The sequence below is a fragment of the Mucilaginibacter sp. Mucisp86 genome, from assembly GCF_047324315.1.
GTDB lineage: Bacteria > Bacteroidota > Bacteroidia > Sphingobacteriales > Sphingobacteriaceae > Mucilaginibacter.
In genome coordinates, this window is record NZ_CP168503.1 from 1,423,388 (window position 1) to 1,441,692 (window position 18,305).

An 18,305-nucleotide genomic window follows, 5' to 3' on the forward strand; every position below is an offset into this window, starting at 1 on the left:
ATTTACCAATATTGCTATGCCGACAAAAAACAGAATCTGTATAGCTGTGATAGTCCTGTTTCATCTGGTAGGGTTGATAGGTTTTATAATCCCATCATTAACTGTATTATTTATAGCGCTGGTACCCTGGCATTTGCTGTTAATGCAGGGGGTGATCATTTATAGCTATGAACATTTTAACAGCAGATTTTTACTGTTTGGGTTAATTACTTTTATTATTGGCTTTATGGCGGAATATGCAGGCGTACATACCGGCTGGGTTTTCGGCCATTACCGGTATGGCGGCACACTCGGTGCCAAACTGCTTGATATCCCTTTAATGATCGGGGTGAATTGGTTCCTGCTCATTTATGCCATGGGTGTTACCCTGCAACGAAGCCGTCTTAAAAGCATCATGATAAGGATACTTTCGGGAGCCATCATCCTTACGCTGCTTGATGCACTAATTGAACCTATTGCCATACGCTTTGATTACTGGCATTGGCTGGACGGCAACATTCCATTTAAAAACTATGCTTGTTGGTTTGGCTTGAGTGCGTTATTGCTTTTTATATTTGAGCAGTTTAAATTTAAGCGGCAAAGCATTGTTGCCCCGGCACTGCTGATGGCGCAATTTGTGTTTTTTGCGGTTTTGAATTTGGTGTATTAAGCCAGTTGGTTATTTGATAATTATTAGGTTAAAACACCTATTGCAAATATCATCAGATAAGACTTACTTGCTTACCTAAACCACCACAATGGAAATAATCCGACTAAAACATTTACTTGATCAGGTTAAAGCTTTAAATGATCGATATAAAAAAATCAATGAACTCACAGGCGAGAACTTCAATGTATTTAGGATACTTAAACTGGAATCATCCGAAGTAAGGATGCATTCTGCTTTTTTAGCGGAATTATTGAACCCCAATGGTAGCCATGGCCAAAAAGATGCATTTTTAAAATTGTTTTTAAAATCGTTTTGTTTCAAAAATAATCCCATCAACTCCGAAAGCTGTAAAGTAGAAGTTGAAAAACACACCGGTTTTATTAATGAACAAGGAACCGAAGGTGGTAGAATTGATATAGTGATTACTGACACCGAATCCAAACATCAGATAATAATTGAAAACAAAATTTACGCTGGCGATCAGGCTAATCAACTGTTTCGTTATCACAAATACTCACCTAATGCCGACTTAATTTATTTAACATTGGAGGGTAATGAACCAAGTGAATTGAGTAAAAATGAACTATCAATTGATATTGATTTCAAATGCTGCTCCTATGCTGTTCATATAACAGAATGGCTCGAACAATGCAGAAAAGAAGTCGCTGTTCTTCCAATCATTCGAGAATCAATAACTCAATACTTAAACCTGATAAAATACTTAACCAATCAAACCCTTAACGATGCTATGACGGAAGAACTTTACACTTTATTATCGTCGAATCTTGAATCATCATTTATAATTGCGAATAATCTTAATTATTCATTATTAAAGTTATTTGAGAAGCTAAATCAGGAACTTAGCGTTGTTGCCGAAGAATTAGGATTAGGTTACATGAATAACATTGAAATTGATTTTAAAACTAACTACAGGGGCTTTTGGTTTTGGAAAAACGACTGGCAACATGTAAGCATCGGATTTCAATTTTGGGACAAAAACAAGGACCTCACATATGGCTTCAGTGCAAAAAAGGAACCTGAAAAATTACCATTGACATTAAGAGAAGATTTTAAACTAAGAAATAATTCTTTACGGCAAAATATATGGTGGCCGATGTACGAAAAACTACAATCCCCGCTTGATAATTGGGCTAAGTATGAGGCATGGAAAGCTATAGAAGATGGCACTATGCGATCAGTTATGAAAGAAAAAATTGAATACCTGCTAAAAGTAGCAGATAATATGGAATTATAAATAAAGAACTGCATCATAAAAATCAGCGAAATCAACGTAATCATTACAATCAACGGTTATTTTTGCCGTAAATTTGCAACACCATGGGAGATTATCAGTTACAGGTTACTATCGATCAGGATTCGGGCTTTTGCTTTGGAGTGGTTTATGCCATTGACATGGCCGAGGAGATTTTAGAAGAGGATGGCTACTTGTACTGCCTTGGCGATATTGTGCATAACGATGAGGAAGTTGAACGCCTTAAGGCACGTGGCTTGCGTATTATAGAACACACCCAGCTTAAAAATCTGCATAACGAAAAGGTACTGATCCGAGCCCATGGCGAAGCACCGGATACTTACCGCACGGCTTTAGAAAACAATATTACCCTTATTGATGCCTCATGCCCGGTAGTGCTTAAACTGCAAAACCGTATCAAAACCTCATACGACTCGAACGAGAAGATCCTGATTTTTGGTAAACATGGCCACGCCGAAGTAGTTGGCTTACAGGGGCAAACAAATGATGAAGCCATCGTTTTCCAGGATATTGCCGAGCTGGATAATGTAGAACTTCCGCATAACATCACGCTATACAGCCAAACCACCAAGAGTATGGATAAATTTTACTCGGTGAAGGATGAGCTTATTGCGCGTGGATATGCCCTTAAGGCCAATGATACCATTTGTCGCCAGGTTAGTAACCGAGATAAGGACCTGCCCAAATTTGCAACCCGTTTTGATAAGATCGTTTTTGTATCGGGCAAAAAATCATCAAACGGCAAGGTATTGTTTGAGGTATGCCGTAAACATAACCCCAACACCTACTTCATATCATCAACCGATGAACTGGAACAAAACATGTTTGCTCCTAATGACACTGTAGGTATTGCCGGCGCTACATCAACCCCCATGTGGCTGATGCAAAAGGTAAAAGCCGCTATAGAAAGTTTTTAACAGCACGCTTTTTGCTGTAACACCATAGCATGCAAAAAAGCCCTTCACATACCGGTTTATTGATAGCCTCCCTGGTAATTGGCAGTTGGGCAACAAGCATTATATTATTGATGCAATGGCATTTCAGTTTCACCAATCCCCTGGTTTACATTTTCATGCTGGTACAGATGCACCTGTATACCGGATTGTTCATTACCGCGCATGATGCCATGCATGGTACAGTTTCGCCCAATAAGGGTTTAAATAACTTTGTCGGCTACCTGAGCACCTTTTTGTATGCCTCGTTCTGGTACCCACAGCTGTATACTAAACATCATAAGCATCACCGCCATGTACATACCCACGATGATCCGGATTATCACCACGGTGGATTTTTTGCCTGGTATGTGCAGTTCATCCGCAATTATCTGTCGATATGGCAAATTGTTGTAATGGCGATAGTTTTCAATATCCTGAAAATCTGGATCCCGCAGCCAAACCTGATCATGTTTTGGGTAGTGCCGTCCCTCCTAAGTACATTGCAACTATTTTACTTCGGAACCTACCAACCCCATAAAGGCGAACACAATAACCGGCACTTTGCCCGGAGCCAGCGCCGTAACCACTTTGCTGCGTTTTTTAGCTGTTACTTTTTCGGGTACCACTATGAGCATCACGAATCGCCGGGAGTGCCATGGTGGAGGTTGTGGAAAGTTATTAAATAAGACATAAAGCAAGCCGCGTTAGGGATAGTAGCGGATACCGGCCTGTGATTAAGGCCTTGTGCAGTATGAGCGGATAGCCCGGCCGCAGGCAACGCCCATATTTATAGTATCGATCAAAAAACACATTTAATAATCAACAACTTACAATCGTCCCATTATAAGACACAAAGTAATACCCCATTTATAGGTTAGCCATTCAATTCTCTCTGTACAGTTCGCGATTGCTTCGTGCCTCACAATGACGGGAGTGTAAACGCCAGGAATATAAACGATGCTTACACCTCATTTATTTGTAAATTGTGACCGCCGTCATTAGTTATGGGGCATTTTTTGTTACTTTTGTACCTCATAATTATGGCTAAAAAAGGAATTTTACTGGTTAACCTGGGCACCCCGGATAGCCCAAGTACAGCAGATGTTAAGCGTTATTTGAATGAGTTTTTGATGGACCCCCGGGTTATTGATATTGGAACCCTTTCACGTACCATTTTAGTAAAAGGCTTAATTGTTCCTTTCAGGGCACCTAAATCAGCTAAATTATACCAGGCCATCTGGGATCCTAAAACAGGATCACCGCTGTTACATTACAGTATTTTACAACAAAAAGCCTTACAGCAACGCCTCGGCGATGGGTATATGGTTGAGCTGGCTATGCGTTACCAAAACCCTTCTATCGAATCGGCTTTGGAGAAACTGAAGGCAGCCCTCGTTGAAAGTATCCAGGTAATCCCTTTGTTTCCGCAATACGCTTCGGCCAGTACCGGATCTGTTTATGAAAAGGTGATGGATATTGTTGGTAAATGGCCAACATCACCAAATATCACTTTCATCAACTCTTTCCATGATAATGAGCTGATGATTGAAACCTTTGCCGATAATGCTCAAAAATACAATCCGGATACCTATGACCACGTTTTGTTCAGCTTCCATGGTTTACCGCAAAGGCAACTGATCAAAGCAGATCATACACATAATCACTGCCTTAAATCTCCCGGTTGCTGCGAAACACTTACCGACGCTAACCGCTTTTGTTATTCAGCACAATCGCACCATACGGCGAAGCTGATAGCTGAGAAAATGGGGATCCCGAGAGAGAAATATACCATCTGCTTTCAATCGCGCCTGGGTAACGACCCCTGGGTACAGCCTTATACCAGCGAAATCATAGCCAAATTGGCCAACGAAGGTAAAAAGCGCCTGTTGGTATTTTGCCCGGCGTTTGTGGCCGACTGCCTTGAAACTGTTTACGAAGTAACTACCGAATATGGTGATGAGTTTAAAGCACTGGGTGGAGAGCATGTTCAGCTGGTTGAAAGCTTGAATGATTCACCAAAGTTTATTGATGCTTTAGTGCAGATGGTAAACCCATCTTAAGAATACTTCAAATCGAAAAATAATTATAGCCTGACGGAATGCATACGTTAGGCTTTTTTATTGCATAAAAAAAGCATCTGCTCATTGCTGAACAGATGCCGTACGATTTTTATATAATTAATAGTTTAAGCTACTTTTACATTCACCGCATTTGGACCTTTACGGCCTTGCTCTACATCGTAGGTAACGCTATCGTTTTCACGGATAGTGTCAACCAAACCTGATACGTGTACAAAAACTTCAGCACCACCATCAGTTGGGGTAATAAATCCGAAGCCTTTAGTTTCATTAAAGAATTTTACTGTTCCTTGCATTATATTTTTATTTAAGCCACAAAGGTAATATTAATAATCAATAAATTATTAAAAATAAGGCCATTACACTTTTATAGTTTCCACAAGCATAATTGTAGGCTTAAAAACATCGCCTAAAAATAATGTTTCACTATATCCGGAAGCCTTAATACTTAGCATTTTAGCCGGTTACTCCTGCAGTGCAACACTGCTGTAAACATGATATTCGCCGGGTTGCAGGGTCATGGAATATGGCAATGATGTTACACTAAGATTGGTTTTGCTAATGTTATCATACCAGGTTCCGGTTGCAGGGAAGCTAATGTTGCCGGTTTGTTGTACCACGTCAAAGTTGCCTACCACTTCTACATTTGCGCTGGCATCTTTTAGCTGAATGGTTTTAATAGCGCCCGCAAGACTATAAGTATAATTAGTTGAGGCAAACACGGCATTCTTCTCTTTCATCTTAATCATTTTGGCGTAAACACCATATAAATGCCTCCTGTTAGGATCGGTATTATAGTTCCAGTAGATAGGCTTATTACTGGTACGGCCGCCCTGATCGATACTTACATCATAACCGAGCTCGCCAAACTGCCATAACATTTTAGGGCCTGGAACAGCGAACAGGAATGCCGCTGCCATTTCTTCGCGTGCCAATCCTGTATTTTTGTCTTTTACATTGTAGCCGTTATAGCTGTTACCATAACTCTCGTTTTTAAACTGCAGGCGTTCTTCATCATGGCTTTCAAAATAGCTCACCAAATTATAAGGCTGGGTAAACGTATGCTGATCATAAAATAAGCCCTGGAAGTTAGAGTTGGTTAACCAGCCCATGGTAGCTTCGTTGGCATTATAGTTAAGGTTGTTCCAAAGCATCATGCCTTCGCCGGCCAGTTCTTTCTCTTCCTGATTGGCCGCAAAGTGCTCCAGTATCACGTAAAAGTTGTTATTGTCGATGCTTTTGATATAGTTATTATAGTCTTTCCAGATAGCTACACGACTGGCATCGTACTGGCTCCAGGCGTTCACGGCGGCATCTGATGTGCCATAGTTAACCTGCGTAAAGCCTTTTGAAAGATCAAAGCGGAATCCATCGATCTTATACTCCGTCATCCAGAATTTGAGCACATTCTTCACAAAATATTTGGTATCGGCACTTTCGTGGTTAAACTGGTAGCCTATATTGTAGGGGTGCGTTGGGTCGACATTATACCAGGGATTATCGGCCGATGGCTTACCGGCAGTTGTATTAAAATACATCTGTACCATAGGCGACTGGCCGAACGAGTGATTTAAAACAATATCCTGGATCACAGCTATACCGCGCGAATGACACTCATCTATAAAAGCCTTCAAAGCATTTTTGGTACCGTAATATTTATCCGGCGCAAAATAAAATGACGGATTATAGCCCCATGAAAGGTTGCCTTCAAACTCATTAATCGGCATCAGTTCAACAGCATTAACACCTAAGTTTGAAAGGTACTTTAACGTATCTGTAAGGGTTTGATAGTTATGGGCATCAATAAAATCGCGCACCAATAGTTCATAAACAACCAGGTTCTTTTTATCCGGGCGGGTAAAACTGGTATTTTTCCAGCTGTACGCAGGCTGATTGGCCTGGAAAACGCTTACGTTACCGGTAGTTTTCCCGGTTGGATATTTCTTTAAATTGGGATAAGTATCTGACGATATGTACGAATCGTTATCAGGGTCCAGCACCTTTTCGGTATAAGGATCTGCCACTTTTAAGGATTTATCTATATAAAACTGGTAACCGTATTCGGTGGCGGGGTCTATATTATCAATTTGTACCCACCAGCGTTTGCCGTCCGGCGTGTTATTCATCACTGCTTTGGTATCATTAGCATCCCAGCCATTAAAATCGCCAATAACTGATACAGATTTTTTGCCGGGTGCGTACAGGTTAAAAATTACCGATTTGCCGGAGTTGATAAAAGTAACGCCATCCTTTGCTCCTGCAGGTAATGCCTTCCCGGTATTCACCGTTGTATCACCGGGAACGTTCCCGGTATTGCCCGGCAAAACGTCCTTCTTCTTGCATGAAGTAAAACCGGCCAATAAAAGTCCGGCAAGTAATAAGTAAACATTCTTGATTGTCATATCTCGTTATAATTGGTTCTTTGTACCGAAACAACTCATAGCCAACTGGTTTACAGGCCACATCGTATCAGCACCGCAATATCTGTAAAATAATTGATAAAATTATCTTTCGTTAAAATTATGTATTTATCATTCAGGGATAAACAGATTTGCAGTGAACCCGATACCGGGACGGCTTAAGAAATTGTGTACCTCTGGCACACCAAAAATCTATCGGTATTTTGCTTCTACAAACCTTTTGCACCTCTGGTGCAACCTTCTTTTAGGGATAAACTTGTTTTACGAACTATATCTTTTAAGCAATCAGCTCACTCACAATTTTTGCCGATAACAAACAAAGCGGGATACCCCCACCCGGATGCACACTTCCACCACAAAAATACAGACCTTCTACTTTCGATGATTTATTGGCATGCCGCAAAAACGCCGCAAACTGGTTGTTGGAACTGGTACCATAAAGCGAGCCCTGGTATGACGATGTGCGGCTTTCTATATTTCGCGGATCAAGGATATTTTCATTAGCTATCAACGGGCTGATATCTTTACTTAACAGGCGGCTTAACTTGCTCAATATGTTCTTCCTTGCTTCTGTTATCAGTGTATCCCAGTTTTGCCCCGAATTAGCGGGTACATTGATCATTACAAACCAGTTTTCGCAACCTTCAGGTGCATCATCCGGCTTATATTTTGAACTGATATTCAGATAAATAGTAGGATCATCATAAATATCTTTTTCGTGCCAGATATGATCAAATTCCGATTCGTAATCTGCACTAAAAAAAATATTATGCAGGTCAAGTTCTTTAAACTGAGCTTTTATTCCCCAGTAAAATATCAGTGCCGAACTGCTCCGCTCCTGGTTTAATATTTTTTGAGGATGAAGCTTAGGATAACCGCTTAACAACTTGTAATAGGTAAACCAGATATCCATATTGGATACCACAATATCCCCCTCTACTGTTCCCTCTTTAGTACTGATGCCTTTTATCGCTCGTCCATTCAAAATAATTTCCGTTACCGGATTATTGTAATAAAATTTTACCCCCACAGATTCGGCCAGTTGCACTAAGCACCAAGTAATACTATACATCCCCCCGTCGGGGAAATACGCGCCAAAATGCTGTTCCAGGTGAGGGATCACGTTTAAAGTAGCCGGAGCTGCGTAAGGGTTTGAGCCGTTATAGGTTGCATATCTGTCAAAAAACTGCACTATTCGTTTATCCTTAAAAAAGCTTTGGTTGGCCTTATGCATACTGCGAAAAGCATCAATCTTCCCAAATCTGAATATTGATTTAACAGTATCCCACCGCAGATAAGTTTTAAGCCGGTGCAGCGAGCGCTCCAAAAAAACATGATTGGTAATATCGTAGATCCGCCTGCTATTTGCAAGATATTGATTCACAGCCATAGCAGGTTCGCCGGTTTGTGCCTGCACCTCTTTGCCAAATTTATCAACATCTGCATAAGCGGTTAATCGGGTGCCATCTTCATAAAAGTACCGGCAAACGGTATCCAACTTTTGGTACCTGAAATAGTCAGAAGGATTTTTACCGGCCAGCTCAAAAAGTTCGTCAACGTATTGGGGCATCGTAAACAAACTTGGCCCGGCATCAAAGCGGTAGCCATCCTGTTCAAACTGGCTTAGCTTCCCCCCGGGATAATTATTGGCCTCATAAACCTCAACCTGGTAACCTTTAACCGCCAGCCTGATAGCGCTGGCTATTCCGGCTATTCCGGCACCGATGATTAAAGCTTTTTTAGAGGAGGGCATGGGGGTAAAGATAACCGGGATTTTGGGGGATTTTTAGGATTAACAGGATTTTCTTTGATTTGATACTAAAAATCCGGGCAATCAGAAAAATCCTATAAATCCCGGTTCAGAAACTACACATGATGAACGCCTTCACTTATCTCTTCTATCGCTTTTCGGTTAAATGCTTCCAAGTCGTCCGGACGGCGACTGGTCACCAGCCCATTATCAACCACAACTTCTTCATCAAGCCAATCAGCACCTGCGTTTTTAAGATCAGTTTGTAATGATGGATATGAAGTTAGCCTCCTTCCCCTGATCATGCCTGTTTCGATTAGTAATTGCGGGCCATGGCATATTGACGCAACCGGCTTTCCTTCATCCAAAAAAGCTGATGCAAATGCTACAGCATCTTTATTTTGCCTCAACTTATCCGGGTTAAGCACACCGCCCGGTAAAACCAGCGCATCATAATCATCCGGACTTGCATCATTTAATTGCTTATCAACGTCAATTTCGATACCCCAGTCGGTTTTATCCCAGGCTTTGATCTTTCCGCTTTGGGGTGATACAATATGAACTGTTGCACCTGCCTGTTCAAGTGCCTCCTTTGGGCTTGTTAATTCCACCTGCTCAAATCCTTCTTCGGTAAGGATTGCCACCTTACGACCATGTAAACTTGCCATAATTACAATTTATTAATTAATGATTATAAAAATTAAATATAATATAAATACAGGCCAGAATTGGGATAGTTTTAGGAAATTAAAAAGAGGTTATAAGATCTTGTTACCCAAGTCTAAAGCATATGAATTTCATTTAACTCCAGCATCAAAAAGTTGCCTTTCTGCAGGATTTTGAATGTGACAGAAAGATCGCTCCATGCGCCATTTATAGGCAAATCATAAATGATATTTCCTACTATGGTCATGCCGTGGCGTTCATCAACCTTTCTAAAAGCATCGTCAAAAAAGTCAATATCTTTATATGGATTGATATTACTATTAACTATTGCGGATTCCGGAGACGTGACCTTATGCTTTTCTTCTAAATCTTCATCAGGTAATCCATACCCATGGATTACTTCTTTGATATTTGAAGGGCTCCACTGATAATAAGGATCATGAAGAGTTAACTGATAAGCTTCATCATATTTTTCCTCCGCCAACAATTCAATCCAATAAAGAACTGCTTTTTCTATTTCAATCTTATCAGTCGAATATATCTTAATAGGCATCGGTTGAAATTAAAACAGCATTACCCCTGGATATGCTGCAACGCGTAATTGATAAAATTACTTGTCAACCCATAATCCTCAGTGCCCTTGCGGCGGATAAAGAAGAAATCGCGCGTGATTTTCAACCCTTCAATAGGTACCTCAACCAGGTCGCCCTCAGCTAATTGTCGGATAATTGACGGCCGCGGCATAAAGCCAAGGCACTGGTCGGCCAAAAGGAAGTTTTTCAATGCCTCTGTACCCCCGAGACGGATCTTTACCGACAGATCGGCCGGTTTGATGTGTAATGCCGAAAGAGCTTTCAATACGGCATTTAGCGTACCCGAACCACGTTCTCTTACAGCTAAAGGCGTTTTTACGAACTGCTTTAAGGTTAATGATTTTCCAGCCAGCGGACTCTTAGCCGAGCAAACCGGGATCACCTCATCGCTCATGAAAGGTTTGTATGATACTGTGGTGAGCTTATTATCAACTTCAATAATACCAATATCAACTTCATGGTTAAGCAAAGCATTCAGGATGTACTCGCTGTTACGGTTTACCAGTTGCACATCAACGTTGGCATACTCGCGCTGGAAACCTGAAAGTATCTGTGGTAAAATGTAAAGAGCTATGGTTGTACTGGCCCCCAACCGTAAATGTCCCACAGCCTGCGATAGGTTACTTAATACCGAAAGATCGTATTCAACCTTCCGTTCTATCTCTGTTGCCTGCTGCAGGTATTCGTTTAGCTTATTGCCGGCTTCCGTAAGCAAAATACTATTTCCCTTACGCTCAAACAAGGGCACTTTGTATTGATCTTCAAGTGCCTTAACGTGTTTGCTGATGGCCGGCTGCGTGATAAACAGTACCTGGGCAGCCTTACTGAAACTCAGGTTAGCGGCAACTTCCATAAATACACGGTGGGCGAAGGAGATCATAGGGCAAAGTTAATTTTTTACCCGTTCAAAAAACTTACCTGTAAATTTATATACGATATAGTCGCGGGTAACCTGTCGTTTTGCATTAACTAACGGACTATGGATGGTTTGTGTTTTGGCATCATAATAAATAGTTGGGATCACCTTCATATTAACCACCGACAGGAAATCATAATCAAAATACAACTTGCTATGCATACCGCTTGGAGTTTTGACCAGCAATACAGTGCCATTTAGCTTATCCTTTTCAACAGTAAAAAACTGGATGCCCTGTGTAGCGTCATTACTCGAACGTACCGAATTATACGCCGCCAGGTAGTAAACCTTACTGTTTGCCCGGAGGGTATAGATCTTGGAATACCAGTAAACAGGGTTATGCTTTTTTCCTACCGAATCCATTTTTAACGAAGAAAATATTTTGCCATTAACTTTGTATTGCAAAACATTATCAAAGTCGTACCCGGTGCTGCCCAGCTTAGTATCCCATGAATAGGTGCGAAACAAACCATCGGCAGATGTAGCAATCACAACCCGTTCTTTAACCAGTTCGGTAAAAGGATAGCTAATTGTTTCGGGATATTTGGAGGTATAATACTTTAGCTTAAAGCCGAAGATCTTGTTCATTTTCTCTAATGAATCAATAGCCTTCCACTCTTTTTTGTGGGAGCCGTAGTAGTTCACCCGTTTAAAAATCCGTAGCAGGTCGGCTTCAATGGCCTGCGGACTTTGGGCAAACAAATTTGCTGAGTAAAAACAGCAGCAGAAAACAATTATTAACTTAAAGGTTTTCATCGGTAAACAAGATACGCAAAAAAAGCAAATCCGGCAGATATTCTGTTACGATGGTTGCCATTAACCTGTTTTTTAGCTTTTTATTTTTTCAAAATATTGGCCGTTGAATTTGTAATTAACATACTTACCAGTAATTTTTCCGTCTGTTAAAATTAATGGCAAATGAATTGTTTGTGTTTTAAGATTAAATGACAAATACGGCACTTCTTTCACATTACGATTAACTAATGAGGTGCAGTCATACTGTGCACTCAGGCCATTTTCTAATCCGCCTTCTGTTTTTATAATTTTAAGCTTATCGTTAAGCTTCTTATTTTCAATCGCAAAAGCATTTATAAAATCAGCTGTATAGCCACTCCATAAAACAGCCATACTGATTCCTAAATAGTATGTCTTATAATTTGTTTTAACTGTATATAATTTAAGATAGATCGACTCTCCATCAACTTCTTTATAAGAAGAAAAATCAGACCTTATTCCATAAGATGTTTTATATTGAAATAAGTTTTTGTGTACATGCATTGTGCCACCCAACTGTGTATTCCATGAATAAATTCTAAATAATCCATCAGCAGACGTAACTATGCTAACCCGTTCTTTTACCAAGGAGTTAAAATGCATGTTAATGGTAAAGGCACATTTTGCAGTATATTTTTTCAGCTTATTCGCAAAGCTTTCGTTTGCTAAAACCAACGAATCATTCGCGTCGTCGCAACCATTGCTTTGTTGCAAGTCCCAATAGTCTATCTTTTTAAATGATTTGAGTAAGTCGGCTTCAATAGTTTGCGGTGTTTGCGCTAAGAGTTTAACCGATGTAGTAAAACAAAAAATAGCAATCAGGTTTAAGGCTTTCATAATGAAATATCACTGCATAAAAATAGGGATAATCAAATGACTATCCCTATCTTATTCTTTGAAAAGAAATATTTTACTTACGCCTCAACCGGCTGACCAATCAAATGCTGAGCAGCCAAATACTCGGCAATCTGCACGGCATTGGTAGCTGCACCTTTACGCAGGTTGTCAGATACTATCCAGCAGTTAAGTGTATTATCCTGAGTTTCATCACGACGGATGCGGCCTACAAATACCTCATCTTTATCATGCGCGTCGAGTGGCATTGGGTATTTCAGGTTAGCAGTATCGTCAACCACAACAATGCCCGGAGCGTTAGCCAATAACTCACGCACTTCGGCCAGGTCAAAATCGTTGGCAAACTCAATGTTAACCGACTCAGAGTGGCCGCCCATAACCGGGATGCGCACAGTGGTAGCAGTTACTTTGATGCTGTCATCGCCCATGATCTTTTTGGTTTCGAGGATCATTTTCATTTCCTCTTTAGTATAACCGTTTTCGGTAAATACATCAATCTGCGGGATCACGTTTAAATCGATAGTGTAAGGGTAAACTTTAGGTCCGTCGATACCTTTACGCTCGTTAAATAACTGATCAACAGCTTTAACACCAGTACCGGTAACCGATTGGTAGGTTGAAACTACCACCCTTTTAATTTTATATTTATCGTGCAGCGGCTTTAAAGCCACTACCATTTGTATAGTTGAGCAATTTGGGTTAGCAATGATCTTATCATCGGCAGTAAGTACATCAGCGTTTACTTCAGGCACAACCAATTTTTTGGTTGGGTCCATACGCCATGCCGATGAGTTATCAATAACAGTTGTACCAGCAGCTGCAAATAAAGGAGCCTGCTGTAATGAAGTGCTTCCGCCGGCCGAGAAAATTGCTACGTCCGGCTTCATCTTAATCGCATCCTCAACAGAAACCACCTTAAACTGCTTACCCTTAAAAGTAATTTCTTTACCAATACTTTTTTCTGAAGCTACGGGAATTAATTCTGTAACGGGGAAGTTGCGTTCTGCAAGAACCTGCAACATTTTGGTGCCTACTAATCCTGTAGCACCTACTACTGCGACTTTCATTTTTAAATTGTTTTTGAAATGTATCAGGCTGCTTCACAGCGCCTGTTTTTAATTAATTATGTGTTTTAAAAGTTAAACCCTCAAATATGCACATTTTTTTGGTATCCTGAAAATATAAAGTCTATGGTTTTTATGGGGAATTAGTGAGTGGTTGATTAGGTGAATAGTTGGTTGTCTGAATCAGAATTTTCAGGATTTGAGAATTAACAGAATAAAAATAATGATAAGTAATTCTGATTGTCCCTTGATTCTGTAAATTTTGATTCAGATAACATCCGGACAATCCTTAAATCCTAAAAATCATAGTTCCGATACTGGCGCAAGTTCTGAGCGAAAGCCAACGGGTAGCGGACTTGTGACTTCTCCGCTCGTTTGGATCTTTTTCTGTTTGAACCTGAATTTTCAGGATTCGAGAACTAATATAATGAAAATAAAAATAGAAAGGAATTCTGATAATTATTTAATTCTGAAAACTCTGATTCAGACAATATCCTGGCAATCCTAAAAATCATGATTCAGAACCAGGGCGTTACCTCCGGCCCGCGCTATACGCTCATACGCCTGCAGGCCTTAGTCACAGGCCGGTATCCGCTACTATCGCTAACGCAGCATCCGCTATTATTCAACCAACTGTCAAACAAAAAAATCGGTGTAATCAAAAATCAATCGGCGTAATCCCCAAAAACAAAAACAACTATTCACCTAATCCAACCCAATCAACCACTCACTTAAAAACCCTACCTTTGCGCGGTAAACTCAAAATTGCATGAGCGAAAAGATCTTAGTGATAGGCGCCAATGGCCAGATCGGCACCGAACTGGTAATGGCTTTGAGAAATATACATGGGGCCGAAGCAGTTATAGCTTCGGATATTAACAGTCCCACCTATGCTATGCGTGGCAGCAGCGGCCCCTTTGAATTGATCAATGTACTTGATAAAGATAACCTGCACCACATATTTGATAAACACCGCCCCACGCAGGTTTACCTTTTAGCTGCCATACTATCCGCCGTAGGCGAGCAAAAACCCAAAATGGCCTGGGACCTGAACATGACCGGCTTGCTGCATGTACTTGATTTTGCGGTTGAATTTAAAGTAAATAAAGTTTTCTGGCCAAGCTCAATAGCCGTTTTCGGTCCGCATTCACCACAGCATAATACACCGCAGTATTGTGTGATGGACCCTAACACGGTTTATGGTTTCAGTAAACTGGCCGGCGAACGCTGGTGCGAATACTACTTTAATAAATATGGTCTTGACGTACGCAGTATCCGTTACCCTGGACTGATAGGCTGGAAAGCTAACCCAGGCGGTGGCACTACCGATTATGCTGTACACATATTTCACCATGCTTTAAAAACCGGCTGCTACGAAAGCTTCTTAGCCGAAGGTACCGCCCTGCCCATGATGTACATGGACGATGCCATCAGGGCAACCATCAGTTTGATGGACGCACCCGCCGAAAAGATCAGCATCCGGTCATCATATAATCTTGCAGGCATCAGCTTTACGCCTGAGCAATTGGCAGCAGAGATCAAAAAACTGATCCCTAAATTTGAGATCAGCTACAGCGAAAATGATCCGCGACAGGCCATCGCCGATAGCTGGCCAAAATCAATAGATGATAGTTACGCGCAAAACGACTGGGGCTGGAAACTGGAGTATGACCTGCCTAAAATGGTAGCAGATATGCTGACTAATTTGAAAACGATAATTTAAGGTTAAAGGCGAAAGGATAAAATTTAAAGGTTTTTATCTATCGTTATATAAATATTATATTTACCGCCTTGTCTTTATAGGGCAAAGCTTTGTAAAACAACAAGGTTGATCTATCACTATCAACCATGAACAATGAACTAAAAAAACATGGGAAGAGCATTTGAATTCCGCAAAGAAAGAAAGTTTAAGCGCTGGGCCAAAATGGCGGTGCAGTTTACCCGTTTAGGTAAGGAAATTGTAATGGCTGTAAAAGCCGGCGGCGGCGATGTTAACACCAACTCGCGCTTACGTACTGCAGTACAAAACGCCAAGGCTGTAAACATGCCTAAAGACCGTGTTGAGGCAGCTATTAAACGCGCCAGCAGCCGCGATGAAAAAGATTACGAAGAGCTTGTTTACGAAGGATACGCGCCTTACGGCGTTGCTGTTTTGGTTGAAACCGCTACAGATAATACCAACCGTACCGTAGCCAACGTACGCAGTTACTTTACAAAATATGGTGGTTCGTTAGGTAAAACAGGCTCGCTTGATTTTATCTTTACCCGTAAATCGGTATTTACTTTTGAACCTGGCGACCGCGACCTTGAAGAGCTTGAATTTGAATTGATTGATGCCGGGCTGGAAGAAATATTTGTTGAAGCGGATGAAAATGGCAACGATATTGCAGTAATCCATACAGCTTTTGAAGATTTTGGTAAAATGCAAAAAGCATTGGAAGAACTGGGCATCGAAGTAAAATCGGCCAAATTGGAGCGTATTCCACAATCATTCCATGCTGTTAACGAAGAACAGGTTACCGATATCATGAAACTGATTGACCGTTTGGAAGAGGACGACGACGTGCAGGCGGTTTACCACAATATGGCGGAATAATAGATCTCTTAATTTGAAGATGTGTTAATTTGAAGATTTGAAAATAATCTTGAGTAAGGCATCTTCAAATTTTCAATTTAATATGAGCCGTTTAAAATGTAGCCGTTTGAAGATTTGAAAATAACCTTGGGGCAAAGCATCTTCAAATTTTCAAATTAAAAAATTTTCAAATTTATATCATGCCATTATTAAACACACGAAAAGGCGAACGGAAAGTAAAAGTAACTTTTGCTAACGGGCTTCTTTTTGTTGAAACCGATGGTGGCAAACCCCAGGCTTTCCCGTTAGAATGGTTTCCGAAGTTACTTAACGCTACCGACGAGGAACGTGAAGACTGGAGCCAGACCGAAAAAGGCATCCGGTTTAATAAGCTGGATGTGGACGTAACCCTATAATTGATTTGAAAATTTGAAAATGTGCTAATTTGAAAATGAGAAATCAAACCGGCATTTTCAAATTTTCAAATTCACTAATTTTCAAATTGACTAATGGTTTTTGAAGAATTTTTAAAGAAGAAAAGAATTGACCTTGCAGCGCTTGAACAAGGCGAACCGGCATTGTTTTCTGAATTTAAAGACCATTTTGAACAGATGGGTGAAAAAAGTTTCGACCATACCAAAAAGTACTGGTTTAATAAACTCAGGAGGCAGTTCCCTATTCCGCTTGAGGTGAAAACCGAAAAGGTACACATCAAAAACCCACTTGCCGAACAAACCATTACCGAAAGTTTGATAGAACCCGGCACAGCGGCCAAAATTGGTTTCACACCGAAGTTCCGTGCAGCGGCAGCACCAAAACCAGTGCCTCCTGTTGAAGAGCCTAAAAAGGAGTCAACAGAACCGGCAACACTGGAACCCCCATCGGCAGAAACTTCGCCGAAACCGGCGTTCAAACCACGCTTTAACGCAGGCATGGTAAAACCAAAAGCTACAGAAACAGAGGCACCGGCAGAGGGTAAAAAAGAGGAAGCTGCGGCTACAGAACCTCAAACTCCTGCCTCGGAAATACCCGCGACTAAAATGGGCTTTAAGCCCCGCTTCAATGCCGGCATGGTAAAACCAAAACCCGCAGAAACTGAAGGGCCGGCAGAAGATAAAAAAGAAGAAGGGGCGAATACTGAACCTCAAAGCCCCGCCGCAGAAACACCGGCACCTAAAATGGGCTTCAAGCCGCGCTTCAATCCGGCTATGGTCAAACCAAAGCCCGTAGAAAGCGAAGCAGCTGCTGAAGAAGAAAAACCTGCTGAAGAGCCAAAACCACAGGCATCCCAAGCACCTGCACCTAAAATGGGGTTCAAACCACGCTTTAACGCGGCTATGATGAAACCCAAACCGGCAGAACCGGAACAACCGGTTGAAGAGGTAAAATCATCAGCCGAATCTTCGCAGCCAGCCGTTGAAGAAGAAAAGCCTGCTTCTGAAACTCCTGCACCAAAGCTTGGCTTTAAGCCGCGATTTAACGCAGCCTCAAAGCCCAAAGCCCCTGAAGCTGAGGCGTCGCCGGAAGATAAAAAAGAGGATAAGCCAACTGAGGAAACTCAGTCGCCGGCAACGGAAGCACCTGCACCTAAATTGGGATTTAAGCCACGCTTCAACGCCAAGAACCTTCCTAAGAAATCAGAGGGGGAAGAATAGGCCGTTTCTTATCAACAAGCTTATTGTCATTTCGATACGAGGAACGAGTGAGAAATCTTATACGCCCTGCAGAGTCCGCGTGCTGATCGGACTTGCTTGGCG

The 18,305-nt window shown here is 41.3% G+C and carries 18 protein-coding genes; 9 read left to right on the forward strand and 9 right to left on the reverse strand.

Annotated features, from left to right (window positions below):
* The first annotated feature begins 16 nt into the window (after positions 1–16).
* The 5 genes from ACEN9X_RS05810 to hemH all read left to right on the forward strand — a co-directional run bounded on the left by ACEN9X_RS05810 (position 17) and on the right by hemH (position 4,917).
* Entirely contained in the window at positions 17–649 is a 633-nt protein-coding gene (locus tag ACEN9X_RS05810; protein WP_413669501.1) for a carotenoid biosynthesis protein, read from the forward strand.
* A gap of 88 nt (positions 650–737) precedes the next feature.
* Positions 738–1,904 carry a PD-(D/E)XK nuclease family protein gene (locus tag ACEN9X_RS05815; RefSeq protein WP_413669502.1) on the forward strand — a complete coding sequence of 389 codons (1,167 nt, stop codon included), beginning with the start codon at positions 738–740 and terminating at the stop codon, positions 1,902–1,904.
* A gap of 83 nt (positions 1,905–1,987) precedes the next feature.
* A complete protein-coding gene (locus ACEN9X_RS05820; protein WP_413669503.1) occupies positions 1,988–2,839 on the forward strand; it encodes a 4-hydroxy-3-methylbut-2-enyl diphosphate reductase in 852 nt (283 codons plus the stop codon).
* 29 nt (positions 2,840–2,868) lie between these two features.
* Positions 2,869–3,543 carry a fatty acid desaturase gene (locus ACEN9X_RS05825; RefSeq protein ID WP_413669504.1) on the forward strand — a complete coding sequence of 225 codons (675 nt, stop codon included), beginning with the start codon at positions 2,869–2,871 and terminating at the stop codon, positions 3,541–3,543.
* Between the two features lie 354 nt (positions 3,544–3,897).
* On the forward strand, positions 3,898–4,917 hold the full coding sequence (gene hemH / locus ACEN9X_RS05830; protein ID WP_413669505.1) for a ferrochelatase: 1,020 nt from the start codon (positions 3,898–3,900) through the stop codon (positions 4,915–4,917).
* Positions 4,918–5,042: 125 nt separating this feature from the next.
* On the opposite strand, the gene ACEN9X_RS05835 is transcribed toward hemH, so the two are convergent.
* The 9 genes from ACEN9X_RS05835 to ACEN9X_RS05875 form a co-directional block, all read right to left on the reverse strand.
* Entirely contained in the window at positions 5,043–5,234 is a 192-nt protein-coding gene (locus tag ACEN9X_RS05835) for a cold-shock protein (protein ID WP_091220527.1), read from the reverse strand.
* A 165-nt stretch (positions 5,235–5,399) separates the two neighbouring features.
* A complete protein-coding gene (locus ACEN9X_RS05840) occupies positions 5,400–7,337 on the reverse strand; it encodes an alpha-amylase family glycosyl hydrolase (RefSeq protein ID WP_413669506.1) in 1,938 nt (645 codons plus the stop codon).
* 295 nt (positions 7,338–7,632) lie between these two features.
* Positions 7,633–9,108: a 1-hydroxycarotenoid 3,4-desaturase CrtD gene (crtD, locus tag ACEN9X_RS05845; RefSeq protein WP_413669507.1), complete on the reverse strand. Its 1,476-nt coding sequence runs from the start codon at positions 9,106–9,108 to the stop codon at positions 7,633–7,635.
* A 113-nt stretch (positions 9,109–9,221) separates the two neighbouring features.
* Positions 9,222–9,773 carry a type 1 glutamine amidotransferase domain-containing protein gene (locus ACEN9X_RS05850; protein WP_413669508.1) on the reverse strand — a complete coding sequence of 184 codons (552 nt, stop codon included), beginning with the start codon at positions 9,771–9,773 and terminating at the stop codon, positions 9,222–9,224.
* Positions 9,774–9,886: 113 nt separating this feature from the next.
* A complete protein-coding gene (locus ACEN9X_RS05855; protein WP_413669509.1) occupies positions 9,887–10,324 on the reverse strand; it encodes a hypothetical protein in 438 nt (145 codons plus the stop codon).
* A 20-nt stretch (positions 10,325–10,344) separates the two neighbouring features.
* A complete protein-coding gene (locus tag ACEN9X_RS05860; RefSeq protein WP_413669510.1) occupies positions 10,345–11,244 on the reverse strand; it encodes a LysR substrate-binding domain-containing protein in 900 nt (299 codons plus the stop codon).
* A gap of 9 nt (positions 11,245–11,253) precedes the next feature.
* Positions 11,254–12,036, reverse strand: a complete 783-nt coding sequence (locus tag ACEN9X_RS05865) for a hypothetical protein (protein ID WP_413669511.1) — start codon at positions 12,034–12,036, stop codon at positions 11,254–11,256.
* Positions 12,037–12,108: 72 nt separating this feature from the next.
* A complete protein-coding gene (locus ACEN9X_RS05870) occupies positions 12,109–12,891 on the reverse strand; it encodes a hypothetical protein (RefSeq protein WP_413669512.1) in 783 nt (260 codons plus the stop codon).
* Positions 12,892–12,968: 77 nt separating this feature from the next.
* The gene (locus ACEN9X_RS05875) at positions 12,969–13,976 is read right to left on the reverse strand and encodes an aspartate-semialdehyde dehydrogenase (RefSeq protein WP_114936523.1); all 1,008 of its coding nucleotides are present in this window, start codon (positions 13,974–13,976) and stop codon (positions 12,969–12,971) included.
* Between the two features lie 766 nt (positions 13,977–14,742).
* Between ACEN9X_RS05875 and ACEN9X_RS05880 the strand changes: the two genes are divergently transcribed.
* The 4 genes from ACEN9X_RS05880 to ACEN9X_RS05895 all read left to right on the forward strand — a co-directional run bounded on the left by ACEN9X_RS05880 (position 14,743) and on the right by ACEN9X_RS05895 (position 18,203).
* A complete protein-coding gene (locus tag ACEN9X_RS05880; protein WP_413669513.1) occupies positions 14,743–15,696 on the forward strand; it encodes an NAD-dependent epimerase/dehydratase family protein in 954 nt (317 codons plus the stop codon).
* Positions 15,697–15,843: 147 nt separating this feature from the next.
* Positions 15,844–16,569: a YebC/PmpR family DNA-binding transcriptional regulator gene (locus tag ACEN9X_RS05885; RefSeq protein WP_091220508.1), complete on the forward strand. Its 726-nt coding sequence runs from the start codon at positions 15,844–15,846 to the stop codon at positions 16,567–16,569.
* A gap of 179 nt (positions 16,570–16,748) precedes the next feature.
* Positions 16,749–16,964, forward strand: coding sequence for a DUF2442 domain-containing protein (locus ACEN9X_RS05890; RefSeq protein WP_112572358.1), 216 nt, complete (start codon positions 16,749–16,751; stop codon positions 16,962–16,964).
* A 93-nt stretch (positions 16,965–17,057) separates the two neighbouring features.
* The gene (locus ACEN9X_RS05895) at positions 17,058–18,203 is read left to right on the forward strand and encodes a hypothetical protein (protein WP_413669514.1); all 1,146 of its coding nucleotides are present in this window, start codon (positions 17,058–17,060) and stop codon (positions 18,201–18,203) included.
* Positions 18,204–18,305 lie beyond the last annotated feature (102 nt).